Annotated in this window: 26 protein-coding genes; 14 read left to right on the forward strand and 12 right to left on the reverse strand. The window is 67.2% G+C overall.

Going from position 1 to position 25,849, the window contains the following annotated elements:
• Nucleotides 1-249 precede the first annotated feature (249 nt).
• The 6 genes from AB4Z37_RS30825 to AB4Z37_RS30850 all read right to left on the reverse strand — a co-directional run bounded on the left by AB4Z37_RS30825 (nucleotide 250) and on the right by AB4Z37_RS30850 (nucleotide 5,628).
• A complete protein-coding gene (locus AB4Z37_RS30825) occupies nucleotides 250-711 on the reverse strand; it encodes a cupin domain-containing protein (protein WP_441520493.1) in 462 nt (153 codons plus the stop codon).
• Nucleotides 712-750: 39 nt separating this feature from the next.
• A complete protein-coding gene (locus AB4Z37_RS30830) occupies nucleotides 751-1,449 on the reverse strand; it encodes an ABC transporter ATP-binding protein (RefSeq protein WP_441520494.1) in 699 nt (232 codons plus the stop codon).
• Nucleotides 1,449-2,201: an ABC transporter ATP-binding protein gene (locus AB4Z37_RS30835; RefSeq protein ID WP_441520495.1), complete on the reverse strand. Its 753-nt coding sequence runs from the start codon at nucleotides 2,199-2,201 to the stop codon at nucleotides 1,449-1,451. Before AB4Z37_RS30835 ends, AB4Z37_RS30830 begins: the two co-directional genes overlap by 1 nt.
• Nucleotides 2,198-3,181, reverse strand: a complete 984-nt coding sequence (locus AB4Z37_RS30840; RefSeq protein ID WP_441520496.1) for a branched-chain amino acid ABC transporter permease — start codon at nucleotides 3,179-3,181, stop codon at nucleotides 2,198-2,200. The genes AB4Z37_RS30835 and AB4Z37_RS30840 overlap by 4 nt, the downstream gene beginning before the upstream one ends.
• Before the next feature lie 10 nt (nucleotides 3,182-3,191).
• Nucleotides 3,192-4,112 carry a branched-chain amino acid ABC transporter permease gene (locus AB4Z37_RS30845; RefSeq protein WP_441520497.1) on the reverse strand — a complete coding sequence of 307 codons (921 nt, stop codon included), beginning with the start codon at nucleotides 4,110-4,112 and terminating at the stop codon, nucleotides 3,192-3,194.
• 361 nt (nucleotides 4,113-4,473) lie between these two features.
• Entirely contained in the window at nucleotides 4,474-5,628 is a 1,155-nt protein-coding gene (locus tag AB4Z37_RS30850; protein WP_441520528.1) for an ABC transporter substrate-binding protein, read from the reverse strand.
• Between the two features lie 597 nt (nucleotides 5,629-6,225).
• On the opposite strand from AB4Z37_RS30850, the gene AB4Z37_RS30855 reads away from it, so the two are divergent.
• The 7 genes from AB4Z37_RS30855 to AB4Z37_RS30885 all read left to right on the forward strand — a co-directional run bounded on the left by AB4Z37_RS30855 (nucleotide 6,226) and on the right by AB4Z37_RS30885 (nucleotide 13,342).
• Nucleotides 6,226-6,747 (forward strand): MarR family winged helix-turn-helix transcriptional regulator, encoded by a 522-nt coding sequence (locus AB4Z37_RS30855; RefSeq protein WP_441520498.1) that lies wholly within the window; start codon nucleotides 6,226-6,228, stop codon nucleotides 6,745-6,747.
• A 65-nt stretch (nucleotides 6,748-6,812) separates the two neighbouring features.
• Nucleotides 6,813-7,646, forward strand: coding sequence for an alpha/beta hydrolase (locus AB4Z37_RS30860; RefSeq protein WP_441520499.1), 834 nt, complete (start codon nucleotides 6,813-6,815; stop codon nucleotides 7,644-7,646).
• A 234-nt stretch (nucleotides 7,647-7,880) separates the two neighbouring features.
• On the forward strand, nucleotides 7,881-9,098 hold the full coding sequence (locus AB4Z37_RS30865) for an acyl-CoA dehydrogenase family protein (RefSeq protein ID WP_441520500.1): 1,218 nt from the start codon (nucleotides 7,881-7,883) through the stop codon (nucleotides 9,096-9,098).
• Nucleotides 9,099-9,258: 160 nt separating this feature from the next.
• Nucleotides 9,259-10,917 carry a benzoate-CoA ligase family protein gene (locus AB4Z37_RS30870; RefSeq protein ID WP_441520501.1) on the forward strand — a complete coding sequence of 553 codons (1,659 nt, stop codon included), beginning with the start codon at nucleotides 9,259-9,261 and terminating at the stop codon, nucleotides 10,915-10,917.
• A gap of 67 nt (nucleotides 10,918-10,984) precedes the next feature.
• Complete coding sequence (locus tag AB4Z37_RS30875; protein WP_441520529.1) at nucleotides 10,985-11,416, forward strand: RidA family protein; 432 nt, start codon at nucleotides 10,985-10,987, stop codon at nucleotides 11,414-11,416.
• Between the two features lie 105 nt (nucleotides 11,417-11,521).
• The gene (locus tag AB4Z37_RS30880) at nucleotides 11,522-11,695 is read left to right on the forward strand and encodes a hypothetical protein (RefSeq protein WP_441520502.1); all 174 of its coding nucleotides are present in this window, start codon (nucleotides 11,522-11,524) and stop codon (nucleotides 11,693-11,695) included.
• Between the two features lie 75 nt (nucleotides 11,696-11,770).
• The gene (locus tag AB4Z37_RS30885; RefSeq protein ID WP_441520503.1) at nucleotides 11,771-13,342 is read left to right on the forward strand and encodes a B12-binding domain-containing radical SAM protein; all 1,572 of its coding nucleotides are present in this window, start codon (nucleotides 11,771-11,773) and stop codon (nucleotides 13,340-13,342) included.
• A 7-nt stretch (nucleotides 13,343-13,349) separates the two neighbouring features.
• On the opposite strand, the gene AB4Z37_RS30890 is transcribed toward AB4Z37_RS30885, so the two are convergent.
• Entirely contained in the window at nucleotides 13,350-14,246 is an 897-nt protein-coding gene (locus AB4Z37_RS30890; protein ID WP_441520504.1) for an NAD(P)/FAD-dependent oxidoreductase, read from the reverse strand.
• Nucleotides 14,236-14,697 (reverse strand): Rrf2 family transcriptional regulator, encoded by a 462-nt coding sequence (locus AB4Z37_RS30895; protein WP_441520530.1) that lies wholly within the window; start codon nucleotides 14,695-14,697, stop codon nucleotides 14,236-14,238. The genes AB4Z37_RS30890 and AB4Z37_RS30895 overlap by 11 nt, the downstream gene beginning before the upstream one ends.
• 213 nt (nucleotides 14,698-14,910) lie before the next feature.
• On the opposite strand from AB4Z37_RS30895, the gene AB4Z37_RS30900 reads away from it, so the two are divergent.
• Complete coding sequence (locus AB4Z37_RS30900; RefSeq protein WP_441520505.1) at nucleotides 14,911-15,093, forward strand: hypothetical protein; 183 nt, start codon at nucleotides 14,911-14,913, stop codon at nucleotides 15,091-15,093.
• Nucleotides 15,094-15,373: 280 nt separating this feature from the next.
• Here AB4Z37_RS30900 and AB4Z37_RS30905 read toward each other — a convergent pair whose 3' ends face one another.
• On the reverse strand, nucleotides 15,374-16,078 hold the full coding sequence (locus AB4Z37_RS30905; protein ID WP_441520506.1) for an SDR family oxidoreductase: 705 nt from the start codon (nucleotides 16,076-16,078) through the stop codon (nucleotides 15,374-15,376).
• A 189-nt stretch (nucleotides 16,079-16,267) separates the two neighbouring features.
• On the opposite strand from AB4Z37_RS30905, the gene AB4Z37_RS30910 reads away from it, so the two are divergent.
• From AB4Z37_RS30910 to AB4Z37_RS30920, 3 genes are read left to right on the forward strand one after another with little or no spacing between them, the layout of a single operon-like run.
• The gene (locus AB4Z37_RS30910) at nucleotides 16,268-17,272 is read left to right on the forward strand and encodes a phosphotransferase family protein (protein ID WP_441520507.1); all 1,005 of its coding nucleotides are present in this window, start codon (nucleotides 16,268-16,270) and stop codon (nucleotides 17,270-17,272) included.
• Between the two features lie 4 nt (nucleotides 17,273-17,276).
• Nucleotides 17,277-17,651, forward strand: coding sequence for a DUF6285 domain-containing protein (locus AB4Z37_RS30915; protein ID WP_441520508.1), 375 nt, complete (start codon nucleotides 17,277-17,279; stop codon nucleotides 17,649-17,651).
• A 41-nt stretch (nucleotides 17,652-17,692) separates the two neighbouring features.
• Nucleotides 17,693-18,988, forward strand: a complete 1,296-nt coding sequence (locus AB4Z37_RS30920; RefSeq protein ID WP_441520509.1) for an acyl-CoA dehydrogenase family protein — start codon at nucleotides 17,693-17,695, stop codon at nucleotides 18,986-18,988.
• A gap of 7 nt (nucleotides 18,989-18,995) precedes the next feature.
• On the opposite strand, the gene AB4Z37_RS30925 is transcribed toward AB4Z37_RS30920, so the two are convergent.
• Both AB4Z37_RS30925 and AB4Z37_RS30930 read right to left on the reverse strand, forming a co-directional pair.
• Nucleotides 18,996-22,145: an efflux RND transporter permease subunit gene (locus AB4Z37_RS30925; protein ID WP_441520510.1), complete on the reverse strand. Its 3,150-nt coding sequence runs from the start codon at nucleotides 22,143-22,145 to the stop codon at nucleotides 18,996-18,998.
• Nucleotides 22,146-22,154: 9 nt separating this feature from the next.
• Nucleotides 22,155-23,366, reverse strand: coding sequence for an efflux RND transporter periplasmic adaptor subunit (locus tag AB4Z37_RS30930; RefSeq protein WP_441520511.1), 1,212 nt, complete (start codon nucleotides 23,364-23,366; stop codon nucleotides 22,155-22,157).
• Nucleotides 23,367-23,628: 262 nt separating this feature from the next.
• On the opposite strand from AB4Z37_RS30930, the gene AB4Z37_RS30935 reads away from it, so the two are divergent.
• Complete coding sequence (locus AB4Z37_RS30935; RefSeq protein WP_441520512.1) at nucleotides 23,629-24,225, forward strand: cysteine rich repeat-containing protein; 597 nt, start codon at nucleotides 23,629-23,631, stop codon at nucleotides 24,223-24,225.
• A 75-nt stretch (nucleotides 24,226-24,300) separates the two neighbouring features.
• Nucleotides 24,301-24,537 (forward strand): hypothetical protein, encoded by a 237-nt coding sequence (locus AB4Z37_RS30940; protein ID WP_441520513.1) that lies wholly within the window; start codon nucleotides 24,301-24,303, stop codon nucleotides 24,535-24,537.
• Between the two features lie 74 nt (nucleotides 24,538-24,611).
• Here the strand turns inward: AB4Z37_RS30940 and AB4Z37_RS30945 are convergent, their stop codons facing one another.
• Complete coding sequence (locus AB4Z37_RS30945; RefSeq protein ID WP_441520514.1) at nucleotides 24,612-24,968, reverse strand: hypothetical protein; 357 nt, start codon at nucleotides 24,966-24,968, stop codon at nucleotides 24,612-24,614.
• A gap of 410 nt (nucleotides 24,969-25,378) precedes the next feature.
• Between AB4Z37_RS30945 and AB4Z37_RS30950 the strand changes: the two genes are divergently transcribed.
• Nucleotides 25,379-25,690, forward strand: a complete 312-nt coding sequence (locus AB4Z37_RS30950) for a hypothetical protein (protein WP_441520515.1) — start codon at nucleotides 25,379-25,381, stop codon at nucleotides 25,688-25,690.
• The last annotated feature ends 159 nt before the right edge of the window (nucleotides 25,691-25,849 follow it).

Consider the following 25,849-nt stretch of genomic DNA (forward strand, 5'->3'; position numbering starts at 1 on the left):
GCCGGACAAACTCCCGTCGTTGCTCCATCACCGACACCTTGCGCCATGGCATGGACCGACTCCCTAACAGCCTGTCCATGTATTGTGATGTGTCGGCTATGTCTCCGAACACCCGTCGGTGATGTCCCCGGACTGAACATCAAGCCCGGTGATGACGCCGTGCTTGTGAAGCCGCCGGTGGCCCGCCCAGCAAAATGCCCGGCGCGAGGCCGGGCATGATGTCGTCCACGATCGCTTGCGCCGATCCCGTCACGCCCCCGGAGGCGGCGGGAGGAAGTGGATGTTGTACTCGGCGGCGAGCGCGACCACGTCCTCGGGCTTCTGCTCCCGCATGTTGTGGATGCCCCAGAACAGGTCGTAGAGGCGGCGGGTCGGCGACACCCAGAACAGCACCTTGGCGAGCTGCTGCGACTTGTTGAAGATGCCGTGCGGCTTGCCCATCGGCAGGCGCACGAGGTCGCCCGGGGTGGCGAATTCGTCGGCGCCGTCGAGCATGAAGTCGAGGCGGCCTTCGAGGATGTAGAGATATTCGTCCTGGTCGGGATGGATGTGCGGCGGCACGAAGGTGCCGGGCGGGAAGGTGGCGTGCCAGGAGAACGAGTGCTCGGTGCGCGTCTTCGGCACATAGGTCTGGCCGAGAATGCTCCAGCTGATGCCCTGCAGGCCTTCATTGGCCCGTGTGATGCCGGCGGTCTCGATCGGGGTGGCCATGGTCGTTCCTCTCTTTCTGCGTCCCGGCGGGACGCCCTTTCAGACGTGCAAGAACCTGTCCTTGATGGTGGGGTCGTTCTTCAATTCGCCGCTTGTGCCGGTCCAGACCACGCGGCCCTTCTCGACGACGACATGACGGTCGGCGAAGGCGGCCAGCGCATCGACGTTCTTGTCGATCACCAGGATCGCCTGGCCCTCGCTCTTGAGCCGCTTGAGGCAGTTCCAAATCTCGGTACGGATCAGCGGGGCGAGGCCTTCGGTGGCCTCGTCCAGGATCAGCAGCCTGGGATTGGTCATCAGCGCGCGGCCGATCGCCAGCATCTGCTGCTCGCCGCCGGACAGCTGGGTGCCGAGGTTGTTGCGCCGTTCCCTGAGGCGGGGAAACAGCTCGTGCACGACGTCGAGCGTCCAGCGCGCCGCGCCGCGGCGCGAGGCGGCGGTGGCGACAAGGTTTTCGTCCACGGTCAGGGTCGGGAAGATCTGCCGGCCCTCGGGCACGAGGCCGATGCCGCATTGCGCGATGCGGTATGACGGCAGGCCGGCCAGCGCGGTCTGGTCGAAACGCACCTCGCCGCCGGTCGGCGCCAAGAGGCCCATGATGGCCTTGATCGTGGTGGTCTTGCCCATGCCGTTGCGGCCGAGCAGGGTGACGACCTCGCCGGCATTGATGCCGAAGGAGATGTCGAACAGCACCTGGGCTGCGCCATAGCCGGCCTGAAGATTGGATACCGCGAGCATCAGGCCGTCTCCTCGCCGAGATAGGCGGCGCGCACCTCGGCATTGTTGCGGATCGCGTCGGGCGACCCGCTGGCGATGACGCGGCCATAGACCAGCACCGATACGGTATCGGCCAGCGCGAACACCGCCTCCATGTCATGCTCGATCAGGATGATCGGCAACTCCTGCTTGAGCGCCTGCAGCGTCGCGGTGACGCGGCGGGATTCCTCATGGCTCGTGCCGGCGAGCGGCTCGTCGAGCAGGAGAAGGCGCGGCTTGGCAGCGAGCGCGACCGCAAGCTCGAGCTGGCGCTTCTCGCCGTGCGAGAGGACGCCGGCGAGCACCTCGGCGCGCGCGGCGAGGCCGAAGCGGGCGAGCAACTCGTGCGCCTCCTCGTTCAAGTGCCGCTCGGCAGCGGCATTGCCGAAGAAGCGGAAGCTCGAGCCGGCGCGCGCCTGCGCCGCCAGCGCGACGTTCTCCAGCACCGAGAAGCCGGGCAAGATCGAGACGATCTGGAACGAACGCACGAGGCCGAGCCGCGCGCGCTCGTGCATCGGAAGTCCCGTGACGTCACGGCCATCGAACAGGATGCGGCCGGTGTTGGGGGTGATGAGGCCGGAGATCTGGTGCACCAGTGTGGTCTTGCCGGCACCGTTAGGGCCGATGATGGCATGCAGCTCGCGGGCGCCGACGGTCAGGGACACGTCGTCGGTGACGCGCAGCGCACCGTAGCTCTTGCGCAGGTGCTCGATGACGAGGATCGGGCTGCTCATCGCTCGCTCCGCAGCAGGCTGACGAGGCCGCCCCGGGCGAACAGCACCACGAGCACCAGCACCGGACCGAAGATCAGGCCCCAGTATTCGGTCAGGCCGGACAGGTATTCCTCGAGCAGGGTGAACACCACGGCGCCGAGGATCGCGCCATGCAGCGAGCCGAGGCCGCCCAGCACCACCATGAAGATCAGGTCGCCGGAGCGCTGCCAGGTGGCGTAGGCGGGGCTGATGAACTCACTCTGGTTGGCGAGCAGGCAGCCGGCGAAGGTGGCGATCAGGCCGGCAATGACATAGGCGGTGAGCTGGTAGCGGTAGGGCGCAAAGCCGATCGCCTCCATCCGCACCGGGTTCTCCTTGATGCCGCGCAGCACGCGGCCGAACCGTGACGCCACGATGGCGCGGCACATCAGATAGAGCGCCAGCAGCACGCCGAATACGACGTAATAGAGCGTGAGGTCGTTCTTCAGCAGCGGCGCGCTGAAGATGCGGCTGCGCGAGGGCAGGCTCATGCCGTCATCGCCGCCATAGGCCGCCAGCGAGGTGGCGAGGAAGTACAGCATCTGGCCGAACGCCAGCGTGATCATGATGAAGTAGACGCCGCGGGTGCGCAGCGAGATCGCACCGGTGGCGAGGGCAAACAGGCCGGCGACGGCGAACGCGGCGCCAAGCTGGACGAAGGCGTCGTCGATGCCATGGCTCGACAGGATGCCGACCGCATAGGCGCCGATGCCGAGGAACGCGGCATGGCCGAAGCTGATCATGGCGCCGCAGCCGATCAGCAGATCGAGCGACATCGCCGCCAGCGCCAGGATCATGGTGCGGGTCAGCAGCGCCAGGATGAAGCCGGTGGCGCCGAACTGGGCGGCGAGCGGCACCAGCGCCAGCGCCGCGAACAGCAGGGCAGGGAGCACGATGCCGCGCCGGCGCCGGCGCGGTGGCGCCGTGGTCGCGGTGGCGTCGATCTCAGCAATATCGTTCACGTGGGCAGCCTCACTTGCGCGCCGGAAACAGGCCCGTGGGCCGGAAGAACAGCACCGCCGCCATCAGCACATAGATCAGCATCGGCGCGATCGCCCGGCCGGTCTGGCTCGCGGTTGCCGGATCGAATGCCGCGCGCAGCAGCGTCGGGGCGAAGAAGCGGCCGAGGGTGTCGGTGAGGCCGATCAGCAACGCTGCGATGAACGCGCCGCGGATCGAGCCGATGCCGCCGATCACGATCACCACGAAGGCGAGGATCAGCACGTTGTCGCCCATGCCGGGCTCGACCGACAGGATCGGCGCGACCATGGCGCCGGCGAAGCCCGCGAGCATGGCACCGACCCCGAACACGATGGTGAAGAGGAGACGGATGTTGACGCCGAGCGCCGACACCATCGGCGCGTTGCTCGCGCCCGCCCGCACCAGCATGCCGAGCCGGGTGTGGTTGACGGTCCAGTAGAGGAGGCCGCCGACGGCGAAGCCCGCGGCGATGATGACAAGGCGGTACACCGGATAGAGCATGCCCGGCGCCAGCGTCACCGTGCCCGACAGCAGCGCCGGCATCGGCACGCTGAGCGGCGCCGCGCCCCACAGGAACTTGACCGCCTGGTTGAGGAAGATGATGACGCCGAAGGTGGCGAGCACATGGGCGAGGTGGTCGCGGTCGTAGAGATGACGGAAGATCAACACTTCCAGCAGCAGGCCGAACAGCAGCGCTGCCGGCAGCGCCAGCGCAAGGCCCATGGCGAAGCTGCCGGTCATGGCGGTGAAGGCGGCGGCGAGATAGGCGCCGACCATGTACTGCACGCCATGGGCGAGGTTGATGAAGTCCATCACGCCGAACACGATGGTCAGGCCGGCGGCGATCAGGAACAGGATCAGCCCGAACTGCAGCCCGTTGAGGATCTGGACGAGGGCGAGGGTCAGCGTCATGCGCGGTGGCTGCCGGGTTGGGGTGGGCGCATCGGGGGGATCACGCGCAACATGTCCAATCGCTTTGCAAATGTAGCCCGGATGAGCGCAGCAATATCCGGGATCCAACATTGTCTCAGACCCGGATGTCGCTGCGCTCATCCGGGCTACGAGTCTTGGCAGCTAGCCATTCACCGACGTCATCACCGGGCAGGGCGATCCGTCTTTGACGGATCGCCGGGACTTAAGGTGTCCCGGTGATCCACGTCGTCACGACCGTGCAGCAGGCCAAGGCGCAAGTCGGATATATCCGACTTGCGGACAAGTCCGGCCATGACACGGTGGTCGTGGCGCACGCTGTGCCTGGTCCTGTCCTGCAGGCTCAGTTGCCTGCCGGGCAGTCCTTGGCGAACTGGTCGCCGAAGTTGGAAAACACCTTCTGCACGATCTCGGTCTGGAACTTGTTGTCCGGGCGCTTGACCGCCTTGACGAGATAGAAGTCCTGGACCGGATAGCCGTTGGTGTTGAACTTGAACGTCCCGCGCAGCGAGGTGAAGTCGGCCTTCTTCAGTGCCGCCTTGACCGCGTCCTTGTTGCTGAGATCGCCCTTGGTAGCCTTGACCGCGCTGTCGATCAGCAGCGCCGCGTCATAGGCCTGGAAGGCATAGGTGCCGGGCACGCTGTTGTAGGCGGCCTCATAGGCGGTGACGAACTTCTTGCTCTGCGGCAGGTCGAGGTTGGGCGCCCAGTTGGCGCCGCCGAACATGCCGACGGCAGCGTCCTGCTGTGCCGGCAGGGTGGATTCATCGACCGTGAACGCCGACAGGAAGGGGATGCGGTCGGCAAGGCCGGCCTGCTTGTACTGCTTGACGAGATTCACGCCCATGCCGCCGGGCATGAAGGTGAAGATGGCGTCGGGGTTGAGGGCGGCGATCTTGGACAGCTCCGCCTGGAAGTCGAGGGTGTTGAGCGGCACGTAGGATTCCTCGACCACCTCGCCCTTGTAGTCGATCTTGAAGCCGGCGACCGCGTCCTTGCCGGCCTGGTAGTTCGGCACCAGCAGGTAGACGCGCTTGTAGCCGCGCTCCTGCGCCACCTTGCCGAGCACCTGGTGGACCTGGTCGTTCTGATAGGAGGTCACGTAGAAGAACGGGCTGCAGGCCTTGCCGGCGAAGCTCGACGGGCCGGCATTCGGGCTGATCAGGAAGGTCTTGGATTCCACCACCGGCTTCTCGATGGCGCCGAGGATGTTGGAGAAGATCGGGCCGACCACGAAGTCGACCTTGTCGCGCTCCAGCAGGCCCTTGACCTTGGTCACCGCGACGTCGGGCTTGAGCTCGTCATCGACCACGATGACCTCGACATCACGCCCGCCGAGCTTGCCGCCGAGGTCCTTGACTGCGAGGTTGAAGCCGTCGCGCGCCTGCTGACCGAGCACCGCGGGCGGGCCGGACAGCGTCAGCACAAGGCCGACCTTGAGTTTCTCCTGAGCGATCGCCTGGCCGGCCATCAGGCCTGCCATTGCCGCAACCGCCATCCCTCCGAAGATCCGCTTCATCGTCGTTCTCCTGCCCATCGAGCTTGTCGGACTTGACCTGAACCTAGCTGGCTTCGCGGCATCGCCGCAAGCCGACGCCGGCCGTTGCGGTGTCGCACCATGAAGAACCCGTCTCGCTCCCTGCCATGCCGCGGTCGCCGCCGCGTCATGTTGCTTAATTATTTTAATCTTAAAGGAATTGGCGGGGTGGCGCAAGCGCCTGTGCTGCCTAAACCGCGAGCGGGCGGCTCGCCCTGCCGCTACCGTGCTGCGGCGCAAGCCGGCCTTGTATTTCCGCAGCATACACGACGCGAGGCCGGCGGCGACAGAGCTGCGACGCAATTGAGCGCGGCGCGCAAATTTTTCGCAGCGGCGCCGTCGGGGAGGAGAAAACACCAGGCACGTGGCGTCCCGCATCCAGGGCGGGGCGGGGACACTCGCCCGCGGCGCGTTCTTTGACTTTCACGCCGTTCCGAATTATTTGAAGGTTCAAGGTGATCGGTGTGACTCGATCGGCGCGACGGCCGCCGCCCTCGCCATGGATCGCGTTGGCGCCGATGCCGCAACCGGGCGCAACGGGCGACATCCCATATGTCCATGACCTTCGATTCCGAGACCAAGGCCGTCGAGACGCCGGAAGACCATGGCGACGAACTGCGGCTGTGGCTGCGGCTTTTGACCTGCACCACCCTGATCGAGGGCGAGGTGCGCAGCCGGCTGCGCGAGCGCTTCGACGTCACCCTGCCGCGCTTCGACCTGATGGCCCAGCTCGACAAGGCGCCGGACGGCATGACGCTGTCGGACGTGTCCAAGCGCATGATGGTGTCGAACGGCAATGTCACCGGCCTCGTCGAGCGCCTGGTGGAATCCGGCCATATCGACCGCCGCACCTCGCCGGAGGACCGCCGGGTGCAGATGATCCGCCTGACCAAGTCCGGCCGCGCCGTGTTCCGCAAGATGGCGGCCGAGCACGAATTGTGGATCGCCAGCTTCTTTGCCGACCTCACCGAGAAGGACGTGCGCGACATGATGCGCCTGCTCGGCAAGGCCAAGGTGTCGACGCAGCGCGCCGCCGCCGAGCGCGCGGCGCAGCGCGAGGGCGCGACGCCGGACAGCTGAGCGCCCCGGCATCATCCGCTTCATTTCAGGCAAATGACGACAAGACCTTCCGGAAGGGGCTGCCCGTGACTGCGATCGACTTCGAGGCCGAGTACAACAACCGCGCCCGCGTGCCGGAGAGCGGCGAGATCATCGCCTCCTGGGGGCGGGACGCGCAGGCCTATCGCGCCGCGCGGCACGGCCATGTCCGTACCCTGCGCTATGGCGGCGGCGAGCGCCACGGCCTCGACCTGTTCGCGGCCGATGCCGACGAGGGCGCCATTGTCGTCTTCATCCATGGCGGCTACTGGCAGGCGCTCGACCGCTCGTTCTTCAGCCACATGGCGCGGGGGCTCAACGCCCGCGGCGTCACGGTCGCGGTGCCGAGCTATGACCTGTGCCCGCAGGTCGGCGTCGCCGATATCATCACCCAGATGCGCGCCGCGGTGCGTGAGTTGGCGCGGCTGAACCGGCCGCTGGTGGTCAGCGGCCATTCCGCCGGCGGCCAGCTCGCCGCCTGCCTGCTCGCGACCGACTGGGGCGCGGTCGACAAGGCTCTGCCGGCGGGGCTCGTGGCCTCTGCCTATGCGCTGTCCGGCGTGTTCGATCTCGAGCCGCTGGTCGGCACCTCGCTCAATGGCGCGCTGCGGCTGAATGCGCAGGAGGCCCGCGCCGTCAGCCCGCTGCGCTGGACATCGCCGCGCCGCGGCAGCCTCGACGCCGTCGTCGGCGGCGCCGAGAGCGCAGAATTCCTGCGCCAGAGCCGGGACATGGCGGATGCCTGGGGCGCCGCCGGCGTGGCGACGCGGTATGAGGAGGTTCCCGGCGCCAACCATTTCACCGTCATCGCGCCGCTCGCCGATCCCGCCTCGGCGATGACCGCGCGGCTCGCGGAGCTGGCGGCGCAGGCCGCGCGCTAGCCGTATCCGGATGCAGGCGGGGCGGCGGGTTGCTGTCGGCAACCGCCTGAAACAGGCCCATTTTCCAATCAGCTGAGCGGCGACGGCGGATGCGCCGGCGCGACCGTCGGCCCGCCCTGGCGCAGGCGGCCGGCATTTTCACAGTTGCGCAAAATTATTTTAGGTTTAAAATGATTGGCAAGCGGTCGGGCAAAGACCGCAAGCTCACGAGGCTGCGAGCGGAGGCGTGATCCGATGACGACCGGTGCAATGGACACAAGGCTGGCCGAGACGCTCGCGTGGCCGTTCTTCGAGGATCGCCACCGCGCGTTCGCCGCCGAGCTTGCGAGCTGGGCGCGCGTCCATCTCGCGCCGCTGGTCGATCATCACGACGTCGACGCCTCGTGCCGCCGCCTCGTGCGCGCGCTCGGCGAGGGCGGCTGGCTGCGTGCCGCGGTGCCCGCCGCCTATGGCGGGCTGACGCCGCAGTTCGATGTCCGCACGCTGTGCCTCGTGCGCGAGACACTCGCCTATGAAAGCGGCCTTGCCGATTTCGCGTTCGCGATGCAGGGGCTCGGCACCGGGCCGATCTCGCTGTTCGGTTCCGACGAGCTGAAGCAGGTCTACCTGCCGCGCGTCGCGCGCGGTGAGAGCATCGCGGCGTTCGCGCTGTCGGAGCCCGACGCCGGTTCCGATGTCGCCGCCATGAGCACGGTCGCGGTGCCCGATGGTCCCGATCACGTGCGCATCAACGGCCTGAAGACCTGGATTTCCAACGGCGGCATCGCCGATCACTATGTGGTGTTCGTGCGCACCAATGAGGCAGCGGGTGCCCGTGGCATTAGCGCCTTCGTGGTCGATGCCGGCACGCCGGGCTTCGAGATCGGCGAGCGCATCGACGTCATCGCGCCGCATCCGCTGGCGACGCTGCATTTCACCGACTGTCGCGTGCCGCTGGCGCGCCGCGTCGGTCCCGCCGGCGAGGGCTTCAAGGTCGCGATGGCGACCCTCGATGTCTTCCGCTCCACCGTCGGCGCCGCCGCGCTCGGTCTCGGCCGCCGCGCGCTGGATGAGGCGCTCAGCCGCGCCGCGAGCCGCCGCATGTTCGGTGGCGTGCTCGGCGACCTGCAGCTCACCCAGGCCGGCCTTGCCGACATGGCGACCAGCATCGATGCCGCAGCGCTGCTCGTCTACCGCGCCGCGTGGACCAAGGATCGCGGCGCTGCGCGCGTCACGCGCGAGGCAGCGATGGCCAAGATGTTCGCTACCGAAGCCGCGCAGGCGACGATCGATCGTGCCGTGCAGGTGTTCGGCGGCCTCGGCGTCAAGAGCGGCGTCAAGGTCGAGGAGCTCTATCGCGAGATTCGCGCGCTGCGCATCTACGAGGGCGCGACGGAAGTGCAGAAAGTGGTCATTGGCCGCGAATTGATGAAGACCGCGCAGACGGTCGCAGTGCAGCGCGCCGCGGAGTGATCCGCGGCTGCAGGCGCTGCTGGAATGAATGCCGGCTCCGCCATGTGAGTGGCGCGAGACATGCATAGGGCAGCGGGAGGCCCGGCTGCCGCGATCGGGCGAGACGTCTGACGTCTCGTGACGACGCGGTGCAACGGGCGACGCTGAAAAGGAACGCACGATGGCACAGACGGCTCATGTCGATACATTCGCCCGCGATCATCTTCCGCCTCGCGAGCTGTGGCCGGATTTGATCTTCACCCGCCCGGAATATCACTATCCGGAGCGGCTCAACTGCGTGCACAACTTCCTCGACCGCTGGATCGCGGAAGGCCATGGCGACGCGCCCTGCATCTACACCGACAAGAAGACCTATAGTTATCGCGAGCTGCAGCAGCTGGTGAACCGCATCGCCAATGCGCTGACCCGCAAGCTCGGCCTCGTGCCGGGCGGCCGCGTGCTGCTGCGCTCGGCCAACACGCCGATGATGGTTGCGGCCTATCTCGCGGTGATCAAGGCCGGCGGCATTGCAGTCGCCACCATGCCGCTGCTGCGCGCCAAGGAAATCGCCTATCCGGTGCAGCGCACGAAGATCGCGCTGGCATTGTGCGACCACAAGCTCGCCGACGAGATGGAGAAGACCAAGACGGTCGCGTCCGAGCTGCAGCGCGTCGTGTACTGGGAATCCGGCGCGCCGGATTCGCTGGAAGCGCTGATCGCCGACGAGAGCGACGTCTTCACCGCGGTCGACACCGCCGCCGACGATCTCTGCCTGATCGCGTTCACGTCGGGCACCACCGGCGACCCCAAGGGCACCATGCACTTCCACCGCGACATGCTCGCGGTGTGCGACGGCTTCGCCGGCAACATCCTGCGCGCCCGCAGCGACGACCGCTTCATCGGTTCGGCGCCGCTCGCCTTCACCTTCGGGTTCGGCGGCGTGCTGTTCCCGATGCACATCGGCGCCTCGTTCATCCTGCTGGAGAATCCGGCGCCGCCGAACCTGGCGGCTGCGGTCGAACGCTTCAAGGCGACGGTGTGCTTCACCGCGCCGACCGCCTACCGCGTCATCCTCGGGCTCAACGGCAAGCACGATCTGTCGTCGTTGCGCAAATGCGTATCGGCGGGCGAGACGCTGCCCAAGGGCACCTTCGACGCCTGGCTCAAGGCGACGGGCCTCAAGCTGATCGACGGCATCGGCTCGACCGAGATGCTGCACATCTTCATCAGCGCCACCGAGGACGAGATTCGCCCCGGCGCCACCGGCAAGCCGGTGCCCGGCTATGAGGCCAAGATCGTCGACGACGACGGCCATGACGTGCCGCCGGGCACGCTCGGCCGCCTCGCGGTGCGCGGGCCGACCGGCTGCCGCTATTTCGCCGATGAGCGCCAGCGCAAATACGTCCTCAATGGCTGGAACCTGACCGGCGACACCTATGTGATGGATCAGGACGGCTACTTCTGGTACCAGTCGCGCTCCGACGACATGATCGTGTCGGCCGGCTACAACATCGCCGGCCCCGATGTCGAGGCCGCGCTGATGACCCACGACGCGGTCGCCGAGTGCGGCGTGGTCGGCGCGCCCGACCATGACCGTGGCATGATCGTGAAGGCCTATGTGGTGCTGCGGCCCGGTGTCGTCGGGGATGCCGCGCTGGTCGGCGCGCTGCAGGACCATGTCAAGCGGGAGATCGCCCCGTACAAGTACCCGCGTGCGATCGAATTCGTGACGGAACTGCCGAAGACCGCAAGCGGCAAGCTGCGCCGCTTCACCCTGCGCCAGATGGCGCAGGCCGAGGCAGAGGCCGTCAAATCCATGACCAGCACCGCGGCGGAATGAGTCCGCCGCGGCGCCTACCCTTGAAGGAGACAGGCCGGTGAACGCACCGAAAGCAACCAATGTGGCGGTGTTGCCCGCGACCCAGGAGCAGCCGCCGGCAGGGCGCCCGCAGGTGCTGCAGCCCGGCGGCTGGCCGCGGCCGAAGGGCTATGCCAACGGCATGCTGGCCGAAGGCCGCCTCGTCGTCACCGGCGGCGTCGTCGGCTGGGATGCGGAAGGCCGCTTCCCGAACACTTTCGTGGCACAGGTGCGGCAGACGCTGGAAAACATCGTCGCCATCCTGGCCGAAGGCGGCGCCGGGCCGCAGAACCTCGTTCGGCTGACCTGGTACGTCGTCGACATGGAGGAGTATGTCTCCAACCTGAAAGCGATCGGCCAGGCCTATCGCGAGGTGTTGGGCGCTCATTATCCCACCATGGCGCTGGTCCAGGTGGTGCGGCTGGTCGAACCGTCCGCACGGGTCGAGATCGAGGCGACGGCGGTTCTGCCGCGCGACTGAGCGGCGCGGCGCTCGCGCGCCACATGTCCTGCCTTGTGAACCTGAATGCCGCCGTCGCCCGCAACGGACCATGGGTCCTCTGCCGGCGGCGGCGTTGTCATGTGCATGATGCGCAATGTGTCTGATCATGGCTATGCGCGTCTGACGGTGCGCGATGCGCAAATGTCGCGCCCCAAAGCCGCCATGCTGACCGGCAAATGCCACAATCGCTCGGGATGCTCGCGCATGACGATCTGCGGGGCCGGCACCAAAGCCGGCGATGCGGGTTGTCATGGGTGATCTGGCACTTGATCAGCGATCGGTTCGCAGACCGGTCGGTCTGACGCGATCGGGGGATCCATGGCGCATGACGGCATGTTGCCGGCACGGAAGATTCTGTGCGTGTTTCCGCGCTACACGCCCTCGTTCGGGACGTTCGAGTATGCCTACGCCCTGACCGACGGGGTGCGCGCCTTCATGCCGCCCCAGGGGCTGCTGGTGATCGCGGCGGTGCTGCCGCCGTCCTGGCAGGTGCGCTTCGTCGACGAGAACATCGATCCGGCGACGCCCGGGGATTTTGCATGGGCCGACGCGGTGTTTGTCAGCGGCATGCATATCCAGCGTCGCCAGATCAACGATATCTGCGGCCGTGCTCATGCCGCCGGCAAGGTGACCGCGCTCGGCGGCCCATCGGTCAGCGCGTGTCCCGAGTACTATCCCGATTTCGACTATCTCCATATCGGCGAACTCGGCGACGCCACCGATACATTGATCGAGCGGCTGGGCCGCGATCCGTCGCGTCCGGCCCACCAGGTGCGCCTGACCACGGCGGTGCGTCGCGACATGACCGAGTTTCCGCAGCCGGCCTACGAACTGCTGCCGCTCCAGCGCTACTTCATCGGCAGCATTCAGTTCTCCAGCGGCTGTCCCTACCAATGCGAGTTCTGCGACATTCCCGGCCTCTACGGCCGTAACCCGCGCCTGAAGACGCCGCAGCAGATCACCGCCGAACTCGACAAGCTGCTCGCCTGTGGCCTGCTCGGCGCGGTGTATTTCGTCGACGACAACTTCATCGGCAATCGCCGCGCGGTGCAGGAGCTGCTGCCGCATCTCATCGCATGGCAGAAACGCAACGGCTTCGCCCTGCAATTCGCCTGCGAGGCGACGCTCAACATCGCCAAGCGGCCCGAAATTCTCAGCCAGATGCGCGACGCTTACTTCACCACGGTGTTCTGCGGCATCGAGACGCCGGACCGCGACGCGCTCAAGGCGATGGCGAAAGCCCACAACACGATGGTGCCGATCCTCGAGGGCGTCCAGACGCTCAATCGGTATGGCATGGAGGTGGTGTCCGGCATCATCCTTGGCCTCGACACCGATCGGCCGGACACCGGCGACAGCATCCTCGACTTCATCGCGCAGTCGCAGATCCCGATGCTGACCATCAACCTGCTGCAGGCGCTGCCGCAGACGCCGCTGTGGGATCGCCTGGCACGGGAGAACCGCCTCGTCGACGACGACGGCCGCGATTCCAATGTCGACTTCCGCCTGCCTTATGACATGGTGGTCGGGATGTGGCGGGAGACCATGGCGCGCGCCTACACCCCGCAGAAGCTGTTCGCGCGCTTCGAACACCAGGACCGCGTGACCTATCCCAACCGCCTGCAGCCGCCGAACTCGCCGCAGCGGGTGTCGTGGCCCAACATCAAGCGCGGGCTCACCATGCTGGCCAAGATCCTGTGGAAGGTCGGCGTTTGCAGCGACTACCGCCGCGAATTCTGGCGCTTCGCCTGGCCGCGGCTCAAGACAGGCGACATCGAGCGTATCATCAGCGTCGGCCTCGTCGCCCACCACCTCATTCTGTTCGCGCGCGGCGCCGCCAGCGGCCGGCAGAACGCGTCGTATTATTCGACGCGGCTGCGTGAGGCGGCGGTGCCGGCGGAGTAGCCGCTTCTCAGGCGGCCGCCATTACCAGCGAACGATGGGCGGCGACGCCGGCCATGGCGCCGTCGGCGACCGCGAGCGACACCGACGTCATCGCCAGCGCCGCGTCGCCGCAGGCGAACACGCCGGGCACGCTGGTTGCCTTGAATTCGTCGGTGGTGACGTACGGGCCGAGCATGCCTTCGGTGAAGGCGCAGCCGAGTTGGGCCGCCAGCGGGCTCGCCGGCTCGGTCCGCGGCGCCGCGAACAGCCCGGCGAGAGGGAAGGTGCGGCCGTCGGCAAGCTCCACGGTGACGTCGTCGTTGCCGGTGACGGCCGCAACTGCGCCGGCCACGACGGTGACGTTGCGCCGCCGGAGCATCGCCTGCTGCTCGTCGTCGGGTGTGAAGCTGTCGTTGAGGAACAGCGTGGTCGGGCCCCAGTCCGGCACCAGTTGCGCGTGATGGAGCGCGAGAGGTCCCGACGCCAGCACGCCGAGGGGCCCCTGCGCGAACTCATAGCCGTGGCAGTAGGGGCAGTGGACCACTGTTCGGCCCCAGCGCTGGCGCAGGCCCGGGATCTCCGGCAGGTGATCGACGATGCCGGTGGCAAGCACCAGCCGCCGCGCGTCGTGGCGCTCGCCGTTCGCCGTCGACACCGCGAAGGCGTCGATCGATCCTGCCGCCTCGGATGCGCGGCCCTCGCGCCAGGTGACGGTGGGGTAGGCGAGCAGCTGCGCTCGCGCATCCGCGGTGATCGCCGCCGGCGGGCGGCCGTCCTGGCCGAGAAAGCCATGGGAGGCATGGGCGAAGCGGTTGCGCGGCTCGCCGGCGTCGATCACTAGCACGTCGCGGCGGGCACGCGCGGCCTGCAGGCCGGCGGCGATGCCGGCGTAGCTGCCGCCGACAATGATGACATCATACGGCACGGGGTTTCTTTCTCGATTGACTGCGGTAGGCGGCGAACCGCCGGTTGAAATCGTCCGACAGGTCCGCCAGCGAAATGGTTCCGAGACGCGCGAGCAGCAGGGCTTCGGCATCATGGAACGCGCTGTCGAGCGCGCTGTTGAGCGCCTGCTCGACAAGGCAGCCGGGCGCCTCGGTGCGGTTGCCGAGCGCGAACACCGTGGGCGCGCCCAGCGCGTCGTAGATGTCCTTGATGCTGACGGCCTTGAGGTCGCAGGCGATGGTCCAGCCGCCGCCATGGCCCTTTTCGGATTGCACGAAGCCCGCTTCGCGCAGCCCCGCCATCATGCGCCGTACCACCACGGGGTTGGTGCTCATGCACAGAGCAAGTTCGTCCGATGTCATCGGCTGGCCGCGCTCGGCCATGTGCAGCAGCACATGCAGGGCGCCGGAAAGTCTGCTGTCTCGTCTCACGTAACTTCGTATGCTACATGAAGCCGGCGACGTCAAGCGCGCCATGGCGTCCGTCGGGATCGGTCAGCAAGTCTGACCGTGACGCACCAGCGATCGTGATCGGCGCTGCCTTGCGGTCGCCCCGATGCGGGACGACATTCGAGGGCAGGGGCGCATCCGGCGTTGTCGTTGCGATCACCAGGCGTGGTCGGAGCGGCACAGAGGAGTGACACCATGCGCGAGATGGAAATCCACGACATCGCCCGTCAGATGCTCGAGCGTCACGGCCAGCAGGCCATCGCCACCGCTGCGCAGAAGGCGCAGGCGTGCGAGAAGGATGGCGACAAGGTCGAGGCGCGGAACTGGCGCCACATCGAGGACGCCATGAAGATGATGCGCGGCCCGCATCAGAGCTAGCTGCGAGGCGCCTACATCCGTTCCTGATGGCGAGGAGCGGCCAAAGGCCGCGTCTCGAACCATGAGGCCGGTGCGCATCGTCGGTGGCCTCATCCTTCGAGACGGCTGCTCCGCAGCCTCCTCAGGATGAGGGGAAAGCAGCGAAGGTCGTCTTGTCCTTGCTTGTGATTGAAGCCCGCGCGCCGGGGCCGATCCAAACCCGGGTGAGCACGGCGATATCCAGCAGCCCCGATCTCTCCGCAGTGGCCGGGCTTGTCCCGGCCACCGTTGCTTCCGATGCTCACACCGACCGGGTGATGCCGCCGTCGACACGGATGTTCTGGCCGGTGATGTAGCCGCCGCCGGGCGAGGCGAGGAAGGCGATGGTCGCGGCGATCTCCTCGCTTTTGCCATAGCGGCCCATCGGAATGCGCTGGCGGCGGTCTTCCGTCTCCGGCAGGCTGTCGATGAAGCCGGGCAGCACGTTGTTCATGCGCACATTGTCGGGCGCGTACTTGTCGGAGAACAGCTTGGTGTAGGCCGCGAGCCCGGCGCGGAACACGCCGGAGGTCGGGAACAGCGGATCGGGTTCGAACGCGGCGTAGGTCGAGATGTTGATGATCGCGCCGCCGCGCTGTGCCGCCATGATCGGCGCGACGAGACGCGTTGGGCGGATCACGTTCATCAGGTAGACATCGAGGCCGGTGTGCCAGTCGTCATCCGTCAAATCGAGGATCGGCGCGCGCGGACCGTGGCCGGCACTGTTGACGAGCACGTCGACCCGGCCCCATGCGGCCATCGCGGCCTCGACCAGCCGGCCGAGGTCGTCGTTGGAGCGGTTGGAGCCGGTGATGCCGATGCCGCCCAGCGACGTTGCCAGCGCCTCGCCCTTGCCCGACGACGAGAGGATCGCGACCTTGAAGCCATCGGTGGCGAGGCGCTGCGCGGCCGCCGCCCCCATGCCGCTGCCGCCCGCGGTGACGATGGCGACCTTGTGCTGAGACATGACGATCCTTTCGATGCTCGTGCTCTTTGCGAGATGGGCGCCTTGATAGCATCGGTCGCCGCGATGTTCGATCGGGTTTTTCGTCACGCAGAAATTCGCGCGGCGCATGCGACGGCGGAGGGCCTATCCTTCCCGCCTGTTTGTCGTCATGATCCCCGCCGCAATGATGGCTCGGCGCGGCAGGGATCGATGACCGATGTGACCACAGCGGACGAATTCTCCACGGCGCTGACGCACCTCGTCCCGCGGCTGTTTGGTGCCGACTGGCGGCTCTCCGCGCTCCACCGGCTGTCCGGCGGCGCCAGCAAGGAAACCTGGGCGTTCGACGCGACCGACGGCGGCGCGCGGCGCCGGCTGATCCTGCGCCGCGCGCCGCCGCATGCCAATGCGCGCATGGGCGGGGCGGAGCTGGAAACCGAAGCGGCCCTGATGCGCCTTGCCGGTGCCGCCGGCGTGCCGTCACCGCATGTGTTGCATGTGCTGTCGGAAGCGGACGATCTCGGCCAGGGCTTTGTCATGGCGCATGTTGCGGGCGAGACCATCGCACGCAAGATCCTGCGGGACGAGGCGTTCGCGCGCCTGCGGCCGCGCCTCGCGCGCGAACTCGGCGGCATCCTGGCGCGGCTGCATGCCATCGCCGTCGACAGCCTGCCGCCGCTCGGCACCGTCACCGCGGCGGAAGAATTGGCGCACATGCGCGAGACCTATCGTGCCGACGGCCAGCCGCGGCCGGTGTTCGAATACGCCTTTCGCTGGCTCGCCGACCATGCGCCGGCCGAGCCGCCGCCGTCGCTGGTCCATGGCGATTTCCGTCTCGGCAACTTCATCGTCGACGGGCAGGGCGTGCGCGCGATCCTCGACTGGGAGCTTGCCCATCTCGGCGATCCGCTGCGCGACATCGGCTGGATCTGCACCGGCTCCTGGCGCTTCGGCGGCATCGACAAGCCGGTCGGCGGCTTCGGTGAGCTCTCCGACCTCGTCGCCGGTTATGAAGACGCCGGCGGCGCGCGCGTGGATCTGGCGCGGGTCAAATTCTGGGAAATCTTCGGCTCGCTGCGCTGGGGCGTGATGTGCCTCTCGATGCTGGCGCGCTACGAGCGGGGAGGCGACCGCACCATCGAGCGTGCCATGATCGGCCGCCGTGCTTCCGAAACCGAAATCGACCTGTTGCGGCTGCTGTTGCCGCGGAGCTGATGCCATGCAGGACCGTCCCGATCCCGTCGACCTGATCCGCACCGTCGCCGCCACGCTGCGCGACAAGCTGATGCCGCAGCTTGCCGGCAGTGCCGCATTCGAGGCCCGCGTCGCCGCCAACGCCCTCGATCTCGTCGTGCGCCAGCTCACGCTGGCCGGTGCCAGCGAGGACGCCGAGCTGGTGCGGCTCGAGGCGCTGCTCGGTGTGGGCGGCCCGCTCGCCGACCTCAACCGCTTGCTGTGCGAGCGCATCGCGACCGGCGCCATCGCCGCTGATGACGCGGCGCTGCGCGACCATCTGTGGGCGACCACGCTCGACAAGCTCGCGGTCGATCAGCCGACCTACGCCGCCTACCGTGCGGAGGCCGGCAAGACCTGACCTGCGCCTGCACAACGACAAGAGCCGAAAAGGGAAACGCCATGGATTTTTCGCTGCCGCCGGAGCTGACCGCCTATCTCGCCGAGCTCGACGCCTTCATTGCCAGCGAGATCACGCCGCTGCAGCAACAGGACGACAACGGCCGCTTCTTCGACCATCGCCGCGAATGGGCGCGCACCGATTTCGACAATGACGGCCTGCCGCGCCATGAATGGGAAGCGCTGCTGCGCGAGGCCAAGAATCGCGCCGACCGCGCCGGCCACCTGCGCTTCGCGCTGCCGAAACGCTATGGCGGCCGCGACGGCAGCAACCTGTGGATGGCGGTGATCCGCGAGCACTTCGCCAGCCAGGGGCTCGGCCTGCACAACGACCTGCAGAACGAGCATTCGATCGTCGGCAATTTTCCCCTCGTCACCATGCTCGACACCTACGGCACCGAGGCGCAGAAGCAGCGCTACATCGAGGCCAGCATCCGCGGCGAGGTGCGCATCGCTTTCGGCCTGACCGAGCCCGATCACGGCTCGGACGCTACCCACATGGAGACGCGCGCCGTGCGCGAGACCCGCGACGGCATCGACGGCTGGCGCATCGACGGCGAGAAAATGTGGACCACGGGCATGCATGTGGCGACCCACTGCGCCACCTTCGTGCGCACCTCCGGCAAGGACGGCGATGCCTCCGGCATCACCTGCTTCCTGGTGCCGACCGACACGCCGGGGGTGAAGGTCGAGGAGTACCTGTGGACCTTCAACATGCCGACCGACCATCCGCGGGTGTCGTTCACCAATGTTTTCGTGCCCGACGAGGCGCTGTTCGGGCCCATCGAGCGCGGGCTGTCGCTGGCGCAGTGTTTTGTGCATGAGAACCGCATTCGCCAGGCGGCGAGCTCGCTGGGCGCTGCGGTCTATTGCATCGAGGAGAGCGTGGCTTACGCGCGCGAGCGCAAGCCCTTCGGCAAGCCGCTCGCCGACAACCAGGCGATCCAGTGGCCGCTGGTGGAGCTGGCGACGCAGGCGGAAATGCTGCGGCTGCTGATCCGCAAGACCGCCCACGAGATGGATGGCCTCAGCCGCGATGGCATCGAGAAGACGCTGTCCGACAAGGTCTCGATGTGCAATTACTGGGCGAACCGGCTGTGCTGCGAGGCCGCCGACCGCGCCATGCAGGTGCATGGCGGCATGGGCTACTCCCGCCACAAGGCGTTCGAGCACATCTACCGTCATCACCGCCGCTACCGCATCACCGAGGGTAGCGAGGAGATCCAGATGCGCAAGATCGCGGCCTTCCTGTTCGGCTTCATGGGGCCGCGCAAAGTCAGGGCAGGCACGTTGGCGTGACGCGCAGCTAACGGGGGGCAGCGGCGCCCTGCGGCTTGCTCCGCCGCGCCGCCAGCCAGTTCTCGAAGCGCTGCACGACGACGAAGAAGGCCGGCACGAACAGCACCGCGAGGCAGGTCGATGCGATCATGCCGCTGAACACGGTGATGCCGATCGACTTGCGGGCGCTGGCCCCCGCGCCGGTGGCCAGCACCAGCGGCGCGACGCCGAGGATGAAGGCGAACGACGTCATCACGATCGGGCGGAAACGGGCGCGCGCGGCTTCGATCGCCGCGGCGAGCAGCGGCTTGCCGTCGCGGACATAAAGCTCGCGCGCGACCTCGACGATCAGGATGGCGTTCTTGGCCGACAGCGCGATCAAGAGGATCAGGCCGATCTGGACATAGAGATTGTTCTCGATCCGCAGTCCCGTCAGCACGGACATCGGCCCGAGCAGCGACAGCGGCACGGCGAGGATGACTGCGACCGGCGCGTACCAGCTCTCGTACTGTCCGGCCAGCACCAGATAGACCAGCAGCATGGCGAGGCCGAAGACGTAGTAGATCTGCCTGCCGACCGCCTTTTCCTGGTAGGACATCGCCGTCCATTCATAGGCCATGCCGCGCGGCAGGGTTTTGGTCGCGATCTCTTCCATCAGCGCGATCGCCTGGCCGGAGCTGAAGCCCTGGGCGGGCAGGCCGACGACGGTCGCGGAGGGGTAGAGGTTGTACAGGCTGACCAGCGATGGGCCGATCGTCGGCGTCACCTTGGCCACGGTCCCGAGCGGAATCATGCTGCCCTGCTGGTTGCGCACCATCAGGCCCTCGATGTCCTGCGGGCGCAGGCGGAACGGGGCGTCCGCCTGGGCGTAGATCTGGAAGGTGCGGCCGAAGCGGTTGAACTGGCTGACGTAGCTCGACCCCAGATACGAGGCCAGCGCCGAGAACACCTGGTCGGTCGAGACGTGCAGCGTCTGAATCTTGACACGGTCGACCTCGACATTGAACTGCGGTACGGCCGAGCGGAACGGCGAGCTCACCCGCTGCAGGGCGCTCTGGGTTGCGGCGTTGGCGACGACGGCGTTGGTCACGGCCTGCAGCTTGCCATAGTCGGAGCTGCCGTCGCGCAGCTCGACCTGCATGGCGAAGCCCGCGGCGTTGCCGATGCCCTGGATCGGAGGCGGCGGCAGCACGATGATGCGCGCCTCGGCAATCGCGGCGAGCGACTGGTTGAGGCCGACGACCAGCGCGCGCAGGTCTTCGCCGGCGCCGCGCGCGCTCCAGTCGTTCAGAACGATGTAGGCGACGCCGGCATTGGCAAGGCTCGCACTGTTGTCGAGGGCGGAGATGCCGGAAATGCCGATGGTGTGGGCGACGCCGGGCGTCCTGCCGGCGATCGCGCTGACCTCGTCGAGCACGCGCTGGGTGCGGTCGAGCGCGGCGCCGTCCGGCAACTGGACGGCCGCCAGCAGGTAGCCCTGATCCTCGATCGGCAGGAAGCCGGTCGGCACCCGCGCGAGACCATAGCCGCCGACGCCGATCAGGATCAGCGCGACCAGCACCGCCGCATGGCTGTGTTCGACCAGCCGTCCGATCAGGCCGGCATAGCCGCGCTCGATCCGGGCGTAGATGGCGTTGAAGCCGCGATAGAACCAGTTGCGTCGCTCGGCGGGCACCGGAGGCCGCAGCCACAGCGCGCATTGCGTCGGCTTCAATGTCGCGGCGTTGATGGCGCTGATCAGCGCGGTGGCGGCGATCACCAGGGCGAACTGGGCGTAGATCCGTCCGGTGAGGCCGGGGAGGAACGCGGCCGGCAGGAACACCGACACCAGCACCAGCGTGATGCCGATGATCGGGCCGAACAGCTGATTCATGGCACTGATCGCCGCCTGCGGTCCGGTCATGCCGCGCTCGATGTTGTGGGCCGCGCCCTCGACCACGACAATGGCGTCGTCGACCACGATGCCGATGGCGAGCACGATGGCGAACAGGGTGGAGAGATTGACGGTGAAGCCGAGCGCGGCCATGGCGGCGAACGCGCCGATGATGGTGACCGGCACCGTGGTCGCCGGCACCAGCATCGCGCGCCAGTCCTGCAGGAACACCAGGATCACGATCAGCACCAGAAGGGCGGCCTCGACCAGGGTCTTGTAGACCTCGTCGATCGAGGCGGTGACGAACTTCGTGGTGTCGAAGGGGATGTCGAAGGTTAGCCCGGACGGGAAGCCGCCGGACAGCTCGGTCATTCGCGCGCGGACCGCGTTGGCGACATCGAGCGCGTTGGCGCCCGGCGACTGGAACACGCCGATGCCGGTGGCGGGACGCCGGTCGAGCGAGAACACCTGGCTGTAGGTCTGGGCGCCGAGCTCGACGCGGCCGACGTCGCGCAGCCGCGTCACATCGCCATTGTCGCCGGTCTTGACGATGACATCCTCGAACTGGGCGGCCTGGTCGAAGCGGCCGTTGACGTTGAGCGTGTACTGGAACGCCTGGCCGGCGGGCGTCGGCGGCATGCCGACCTGTCCGGCGGTCACCTGCTGGCTCTGCTGCTGCACCGCCTGGACGACGTCCTGGGGCATCAGGCCGCGCGACTGCAGCCGGTTCGGGTCGAGCCACAGCCGCATCGAGTACTGGCCGGCCCCGAACACATTGACATTGCCGACGCCGGGAATGCGCGCGAGCTCGTCCTTGATGTTGATGGTGGCATAATTGCTGAGATAGAGGCTGTCGTAGCGCGCATCCGGCGAGGTCAGCGTCACGAACATCAGGATCGCCGTCGACCGCTTCTGGACGTTGACGCCTTGCGTCTGCACCGCCTGCGGCAGCGACGACAGGGCGCTCGACACGCGGTTCTGGACCAGGACCTGTGCGAAGTTGAGATCGGTCCCGATCCTGAACGTCACCGTCAGGGTGTAGGTGCCGTCGGCGCCGCTGTAGGACTGCATGTAGAGCATGCCCTCGACGCCGTTGACCTGTTGCTCGATCGGCAGCGCGACGGTGTCGATGACGATCTGGGCGCTGGCGCCGGGATAGCGCGTCGTGACCTGCACGGTCGGCGGCACGACGTCCGGATACTGCGCGACCGGAAGGCCGAGCAGTGCAACAGTGCCGATCAGCACCATCAGAACGGCGATGACATTGGCGAGAACGGGCCGCTCGATGAAGAATTTCGAGATCATGGGCGATCCCTATTTGTCAGCCGCGCGGGTCTGTTCGCTCGGGCGCTGCACCGGGTCGACCTTCTGGCCGGGGATCGCGCGCAGCAGGCCGGACACCACGATCCGGTCATCCGGACCAAGGCCCTTTTCGATGACCCGCAGCTCGCCAAGGATCGGCCCGACCTCGACCTTGCGCTGCTCGACGATATTGTCCTTGTTGACGATCAGCACGTAGCGGCCGCCCTGATCGCTGCCGAGCGCGACATCGGGCACCACAAGGCTGTCCGGCGTTTCGCGCAGCGGCACGCGGACACGGACGAAATAGCCGGGCAGCAACGTGCGGTCGGCATTGGGCAGCACGCCGCGCACGGTGAGCGTTCCCGTCGACTGGTTGACGGTCGGCGCGGCATAATCGAGCTTGCCGGCATGGGGATAGCCGGTGTCGGTCTGCAGGCCGACCTCGATGCGGACTTTCTGCAGATCGTCCGAGGTCAGGCCCTGGCGCATCGCGCCGGCATGGATGCGGATGACGTCCTGCTCGCTGACCGTGAAGTTGACGTAGATCGGGTCGAGCTGGACGATGGTCGCAAGCTGGGTCGGCGATGCCGCCCCGACCAGTTCGCCGACCGAGACGAGATGCGCGCTGACGATGCCGTCGAACGGGGCCTTGACGCTGGTGTAGCCGTAATTGACGTCGGCGATGCGGGTGTTGACCTGCGCCTGCTGCAGGTTGGCGCGGGCATTGTCGCGGGTGGCTGCGGATTGCTCGAAGGTCGCCTGCGACGCGAACTGCTTGGCGGCGAGATCCGACTGGCGCTTGTAGTCGGCTTCCGACTGGGTCAGCGACGCCTGGGCGCCGGCCTCCGCCGCCTGCGCCTGCTCGAGCTTGAGCTTGTAGGTCTGCGGTTCGATCGTGAACAGCGTGGTGCCCTGCTTGACGAAACTGCCGTCCTTGTAGTCGATGGTCTCGAGCACGCCCTGCACCCGCGCGACGAGATCGACGATCTTGACCGGTGCGGTGTTGCCGGTGGCTTCGAGATAGCGCGTCACCGCTTGTCGCTGCGGCGTCGCGACGTCGACCTTCGGTGCGGGTGGCGGAACGAAGTTGTTGTCGTCGCATCCGCCGAGCGCTGCGAGCGATCCCGCCGCGGCGATGACGGCGATCGGGAAACGCGCGTGATGTGCGACGGTCCTGATGCAACCGCGAAGTCGCGGGCCCATCGAAGGATGCCTGGGCGTCATCGCCGTTCTCCCTGTCGATCGCGTTCGGCGGTCGCTGCGCCACGTCAATGGTACATTCGCGCTTGCTGAACAATTCAAAAACAGGCAGTCTGGTCCGGATTGAGGTCTCTCTGCTGATCGGTTGCCTGATCTGACGTGATCGAAGCCGCCTTCATCGAAGGCAAAGTGCTGGAGATCCGAAATGCCTCACTCAAATGTGTCTCATCATGTAAAGCGCCGTCCTGCGACGCAAGCCATTTTCATCGCGGCGGCCAGCCTTGTTGTGACAAGCCTGGCCCTGACGGCGCCGGTTGCGTCGCAGCAACCGACGCAGGCGCAACGCGATGCGGTCCGTGCGGCATGCCGGTCCGATTATGAAGCGCACTGCGCGAGCGTGCCGCCAGGGGGCAAGCCGGCGCTGATGTGCCTGAAGAAAAATCTGGCAAGCCTTTCCGAGCCATGCCAACGCGCGGTCAATGCGATCGTGGGCGCAGCCGCGCCGGCCGCTCAGCCGTCGGCGCCCGCTGCCGCGACGGCTGCACCCGCAGCGTCGGCCGCATCGACGGCATCGCCTGCGACGGCGGCCAACCCGCCCGCCGCCGCGCCGCCGGCGGCTGCGACGACGCCCAAAGCCGCCGCCGTGCCRCCGCCGTCCGGCGGCGGGCAGGTGGCAGTCGGGGCCGCGGCACCTGCTGCGATGCCGCGTGCGATGTCGCCGCGTCAGGAAATCGTTCTGGTGAGATCGTCGTGCGGTCGCGATTTCCGCATGCTGTGCGGCGATGTTCCACTTGGCGGCGGCCGCGTGATCGAATGCCTGCGCGCCAACGAAGCCTCGCTCTCCGCCCGTTGCCAGAGCGCGATGGCCGGGTTGCGTCGATAGGCCTGGTGGCGCCGCATGCGGCGTGGCGGCTGCGCACGTCCTCGTTCGTATCGAAGTGAAGTGAAGGAGAGTCTGATGAAGCGCGTCATCTTCGGACTGCTGGTCGTGATCGGGATGACGGCGTTCGGGGCAGGTGGTGCATCCGCTGCTCCGGCGCCCGACGGACTGGCGCGTGCGGCGTCATCGGTCGGTCAGCCCTTCGATCCCGCCTATTATGTCGTTCGCCGTGGCTACTACGGCCCGCGCGGCGGGTGCCGGCGCGTGCGCGTCTGCGGCCCCTACGGCTGTGTCTGGAGACGGCGCTGCTGGTAGCAGGCGACTGAACGCGGACGGGCTGTCGTCGCCTCTGGCGAGACAGCTCCGTGCCGCGTGCGCGTTGCCGCTCGTCACTCGCCGCGGAAGGCGAGAATGAGCTGGATCAGCCGAACGGACAGGGCGAAATAGGACACCGCCAGAATGATCTGGAGGGCGGTATGCCATTGCCTCTTGGACAGCTTGAATAGCCCGTCGATGAAATTCATGACGAGCAGGGCGATGCCAAAGAGCTCGACCCCGAGACCGACGAAGCTGTGGCGCAGATAGCCGAAGAGCTGGATCGCGGGCTCGGTGCTCGAAACGTGCGCGCCGGCGGAGATGATCAGCGTGCCGATGATGATCTTTTCGACATGCTCGAAGACAGACTTGATGCCGCGTTCGATATGCCTGGCGTAGAACGCCTGCCAGCGTCTCCCGGTCGCCTGCATTCAGACCTCCCTGCGCTGTGAAGCGCGTGACCTGTATGAACCGTGACCCACGATCGGCCTGTGAACGGTGCCGAGGGATCCGCACTATAGAGGAAGCGTGCGCCGGCCGGGAGACGCCGGTCAGGGCTGCATCCGGCGCCTCGGACCGGGGATTGTCATCACCGCCGCCGCAGGACGGCTTCTGCGGGCTGCGCCGGTGATGGCCAGCTGATATTTTTCACAGGCTGATCTTTGTCGCACCCTGGTGTAGGGTGCCGCGCTCCGGGCCGCACCGGTTCGGGGCGGGACGCGCGCACGTGACCTGAACCTGACAGGTGACATCAACCTGACAGGGGCGGTGTGCGCTATCAGCGGATGAGATCGGATAAGGGATGCAGTCGGATATGGTCAAATCGGGTGGGATGAAAGCGGTGCTGACGGCCATCCCGGCATTGATGCTGGCAACCGCGGCGATGGCCGCGCCGCAGGGCGGGGGTTTTGCGTCACGGGCGCCGGAGACGATCACGCAGGTTCGCCTGGTCTGTGACCAGTTCTGCAATTGCTGGTCGACGAAGTATCAGGAGCGGCGCCAGCGCGAGCGCCCCGAGGAGCTGAGCGGTCCGCGCTGTCCCCGTGGCGGCCACCTCAATTACTACTATCAGGCAGGGGCGCCGACCGAGACGAACTTCTTCGACAATTTCTTCGGCCTCATCCCGCCGGGGCCGTCCTATCGCAGCTGGTGACGCGGCGGCGCGCAACGACCTTCGCTCCTCATCCTGAGAAGCCTGCGCAGCAGGCGTCTCGAAGGATGAGTTCCAGACGTTGTCGCTCATTGGCCTCATGGTTCGAGACGCGCGGCATTGCCGCGCTCCTCACCATGAGGAGATCGAACGCGACGGAAC

The sequence above is a fragment of the Bradyrhizobium sp. 2TAF24 genome (genome assembly GCF_052115025.1).
Classification (GTDB): Bacteria; Pseudomonadota; Alphaproteobacteria; order Rhizobiales; family Xanthobacteraceae; genus Bradyrhizobium_A.

Bases quoted from the DNA above. Each gene is read 5' to 3' on its own strand.
- AB4Z37_RS30880 (WP_441520502.1), top strand. From the start codon at position 11,522: ATGATGCGCAATGTGTCTGATCATGGCTATGCGCGTCTGACGGTGCGC.
- AB4Z37_RS30825 (WP_441520493.1), bottom strand. From the start codon at position 711: ATGGCCACCCCGATCGAGACCGCCGGCATCACACGGGCCAATGAAGGC.
- AB4Z37_RS30930 (WP_441520511.1), bottom strand. From the start codon at position 23,366: ATGACGCCCAGGCATCCTTCGATGGGCCCGCGACTTCGCGGTTGCATC.
- AB4Z37_RS30865 (WP_441520500.1), top strand. From the start codon at position 7,881: ATGACGACCGGTGCAATGGACACAAGGCTGGCCGAGACGCTCGCGTGG.
- AB4Z37_RS30845 (WP_441520497.1), bottom strand. From the start codon at position 4,112: ATGACGCTGACCCTCGCCCTCGTCCAGATCCTCAACGGGCTGCAGTTC.
- AB4Z37_RS30910 (WP_441520507.1), top strand. From the start codon at position 16,268: ATGACCGATGTGACCACAGCGGACGAATTCTCCACGGCGCTGACGCAC.
- AB4Z37_RS30830 (WP_441520494.1), bottom strand. From the start codon at position 1,449: ATGCTCGCGGTATCCAATCTTCAGGCCGGCTATGGCGCAGCCCAGGTG.
- AB4Z37_RS30920 (WP_441520509.1), top strand. From the start codon at position 17,693: ATGGATTTTTCGCTGCCGCCGGAGCTGACCGCCTATCTCGCCGAGCTC.
- AB4Z37_RS30855 (WP_441520498.1), top strand. From the start codon at position 6,226: ATGACCTTCGATTCCGAGACCAAGGCCGTCGAGACGCCGGAAGACCAT.
- AB4Z37_RS30925 (WP_441520510.1), bottom strand. From the start codon at position 22,145: ATGATCTCGAAATTCTTCATCGAGCGGCCCGTTCTCGCCAATGTCATC.
- AB4Z37_RS30900 (WP_441520505.1), top strand. From the start codon at position 14,911: ATGCGCGAGATGGAAATCCACGACATCGCCCGTCAGATGCTCGAGCGT.
- AB4Z37_RS30905 (WP_441520506.1), bottom strand. From the start codon at position 16,078: ATGTCTCAGCACAAGGTCGCCATCGTCACCGCGGGCGGCAGCGGCATG.
- AB4Z37_RS30885 (WP_441520503.1), top strand. From the start codon at position 11,771: ATGTTGCCGGCACGGAAGATTCTGTGCGTGTTTCCGCGCTACACGCCC.
- AB4Z37_RS30850 (WP_441520528.1), bottom strand. From the start codon at position 5,628: ATGGCGGTTGCGGCAATGGCAGGCCTGATGGCCGGCCAGGCGATCGCT.
- AB4Z37_RS30945 (WP_441520514.1), bottom strand. From the start codon at position 24,968: ATGCAGGCGACCGGGAGACGCTGGCAGGCGTTCTACGCCAGGCATATC.
- AB4Z37_RS30870 (WP_441520501.1), top strand. From the start codon at position 9,259: ATGGCACAGACGGCTCATGTCGATACATTCGCCCGCGATCATCTTCCG.
- AB4Z37_RS30915 (WP_441520508.1), top strand. From the start codon at position 17,277: ATGCAGGACCGTCCCGATCCCGTCGACCTGATCCGCACCGTCGCCGCC.
- AB4Z37_RS30835 (WP_441520495.1), bottom strand. From the start codon at position 2,201: ATGAGCAGCCCGATCCTCGTCATCGAGCACCTGCGCAAGAGCTACGGT.
- AB4Z37_RS30940 (WP_441520513.1), top strand. From the start codon at position 24,301: ATGAAGCGCGTCATCTTCGGACTGCTGGTCGTGATCGGGATGACGGCG.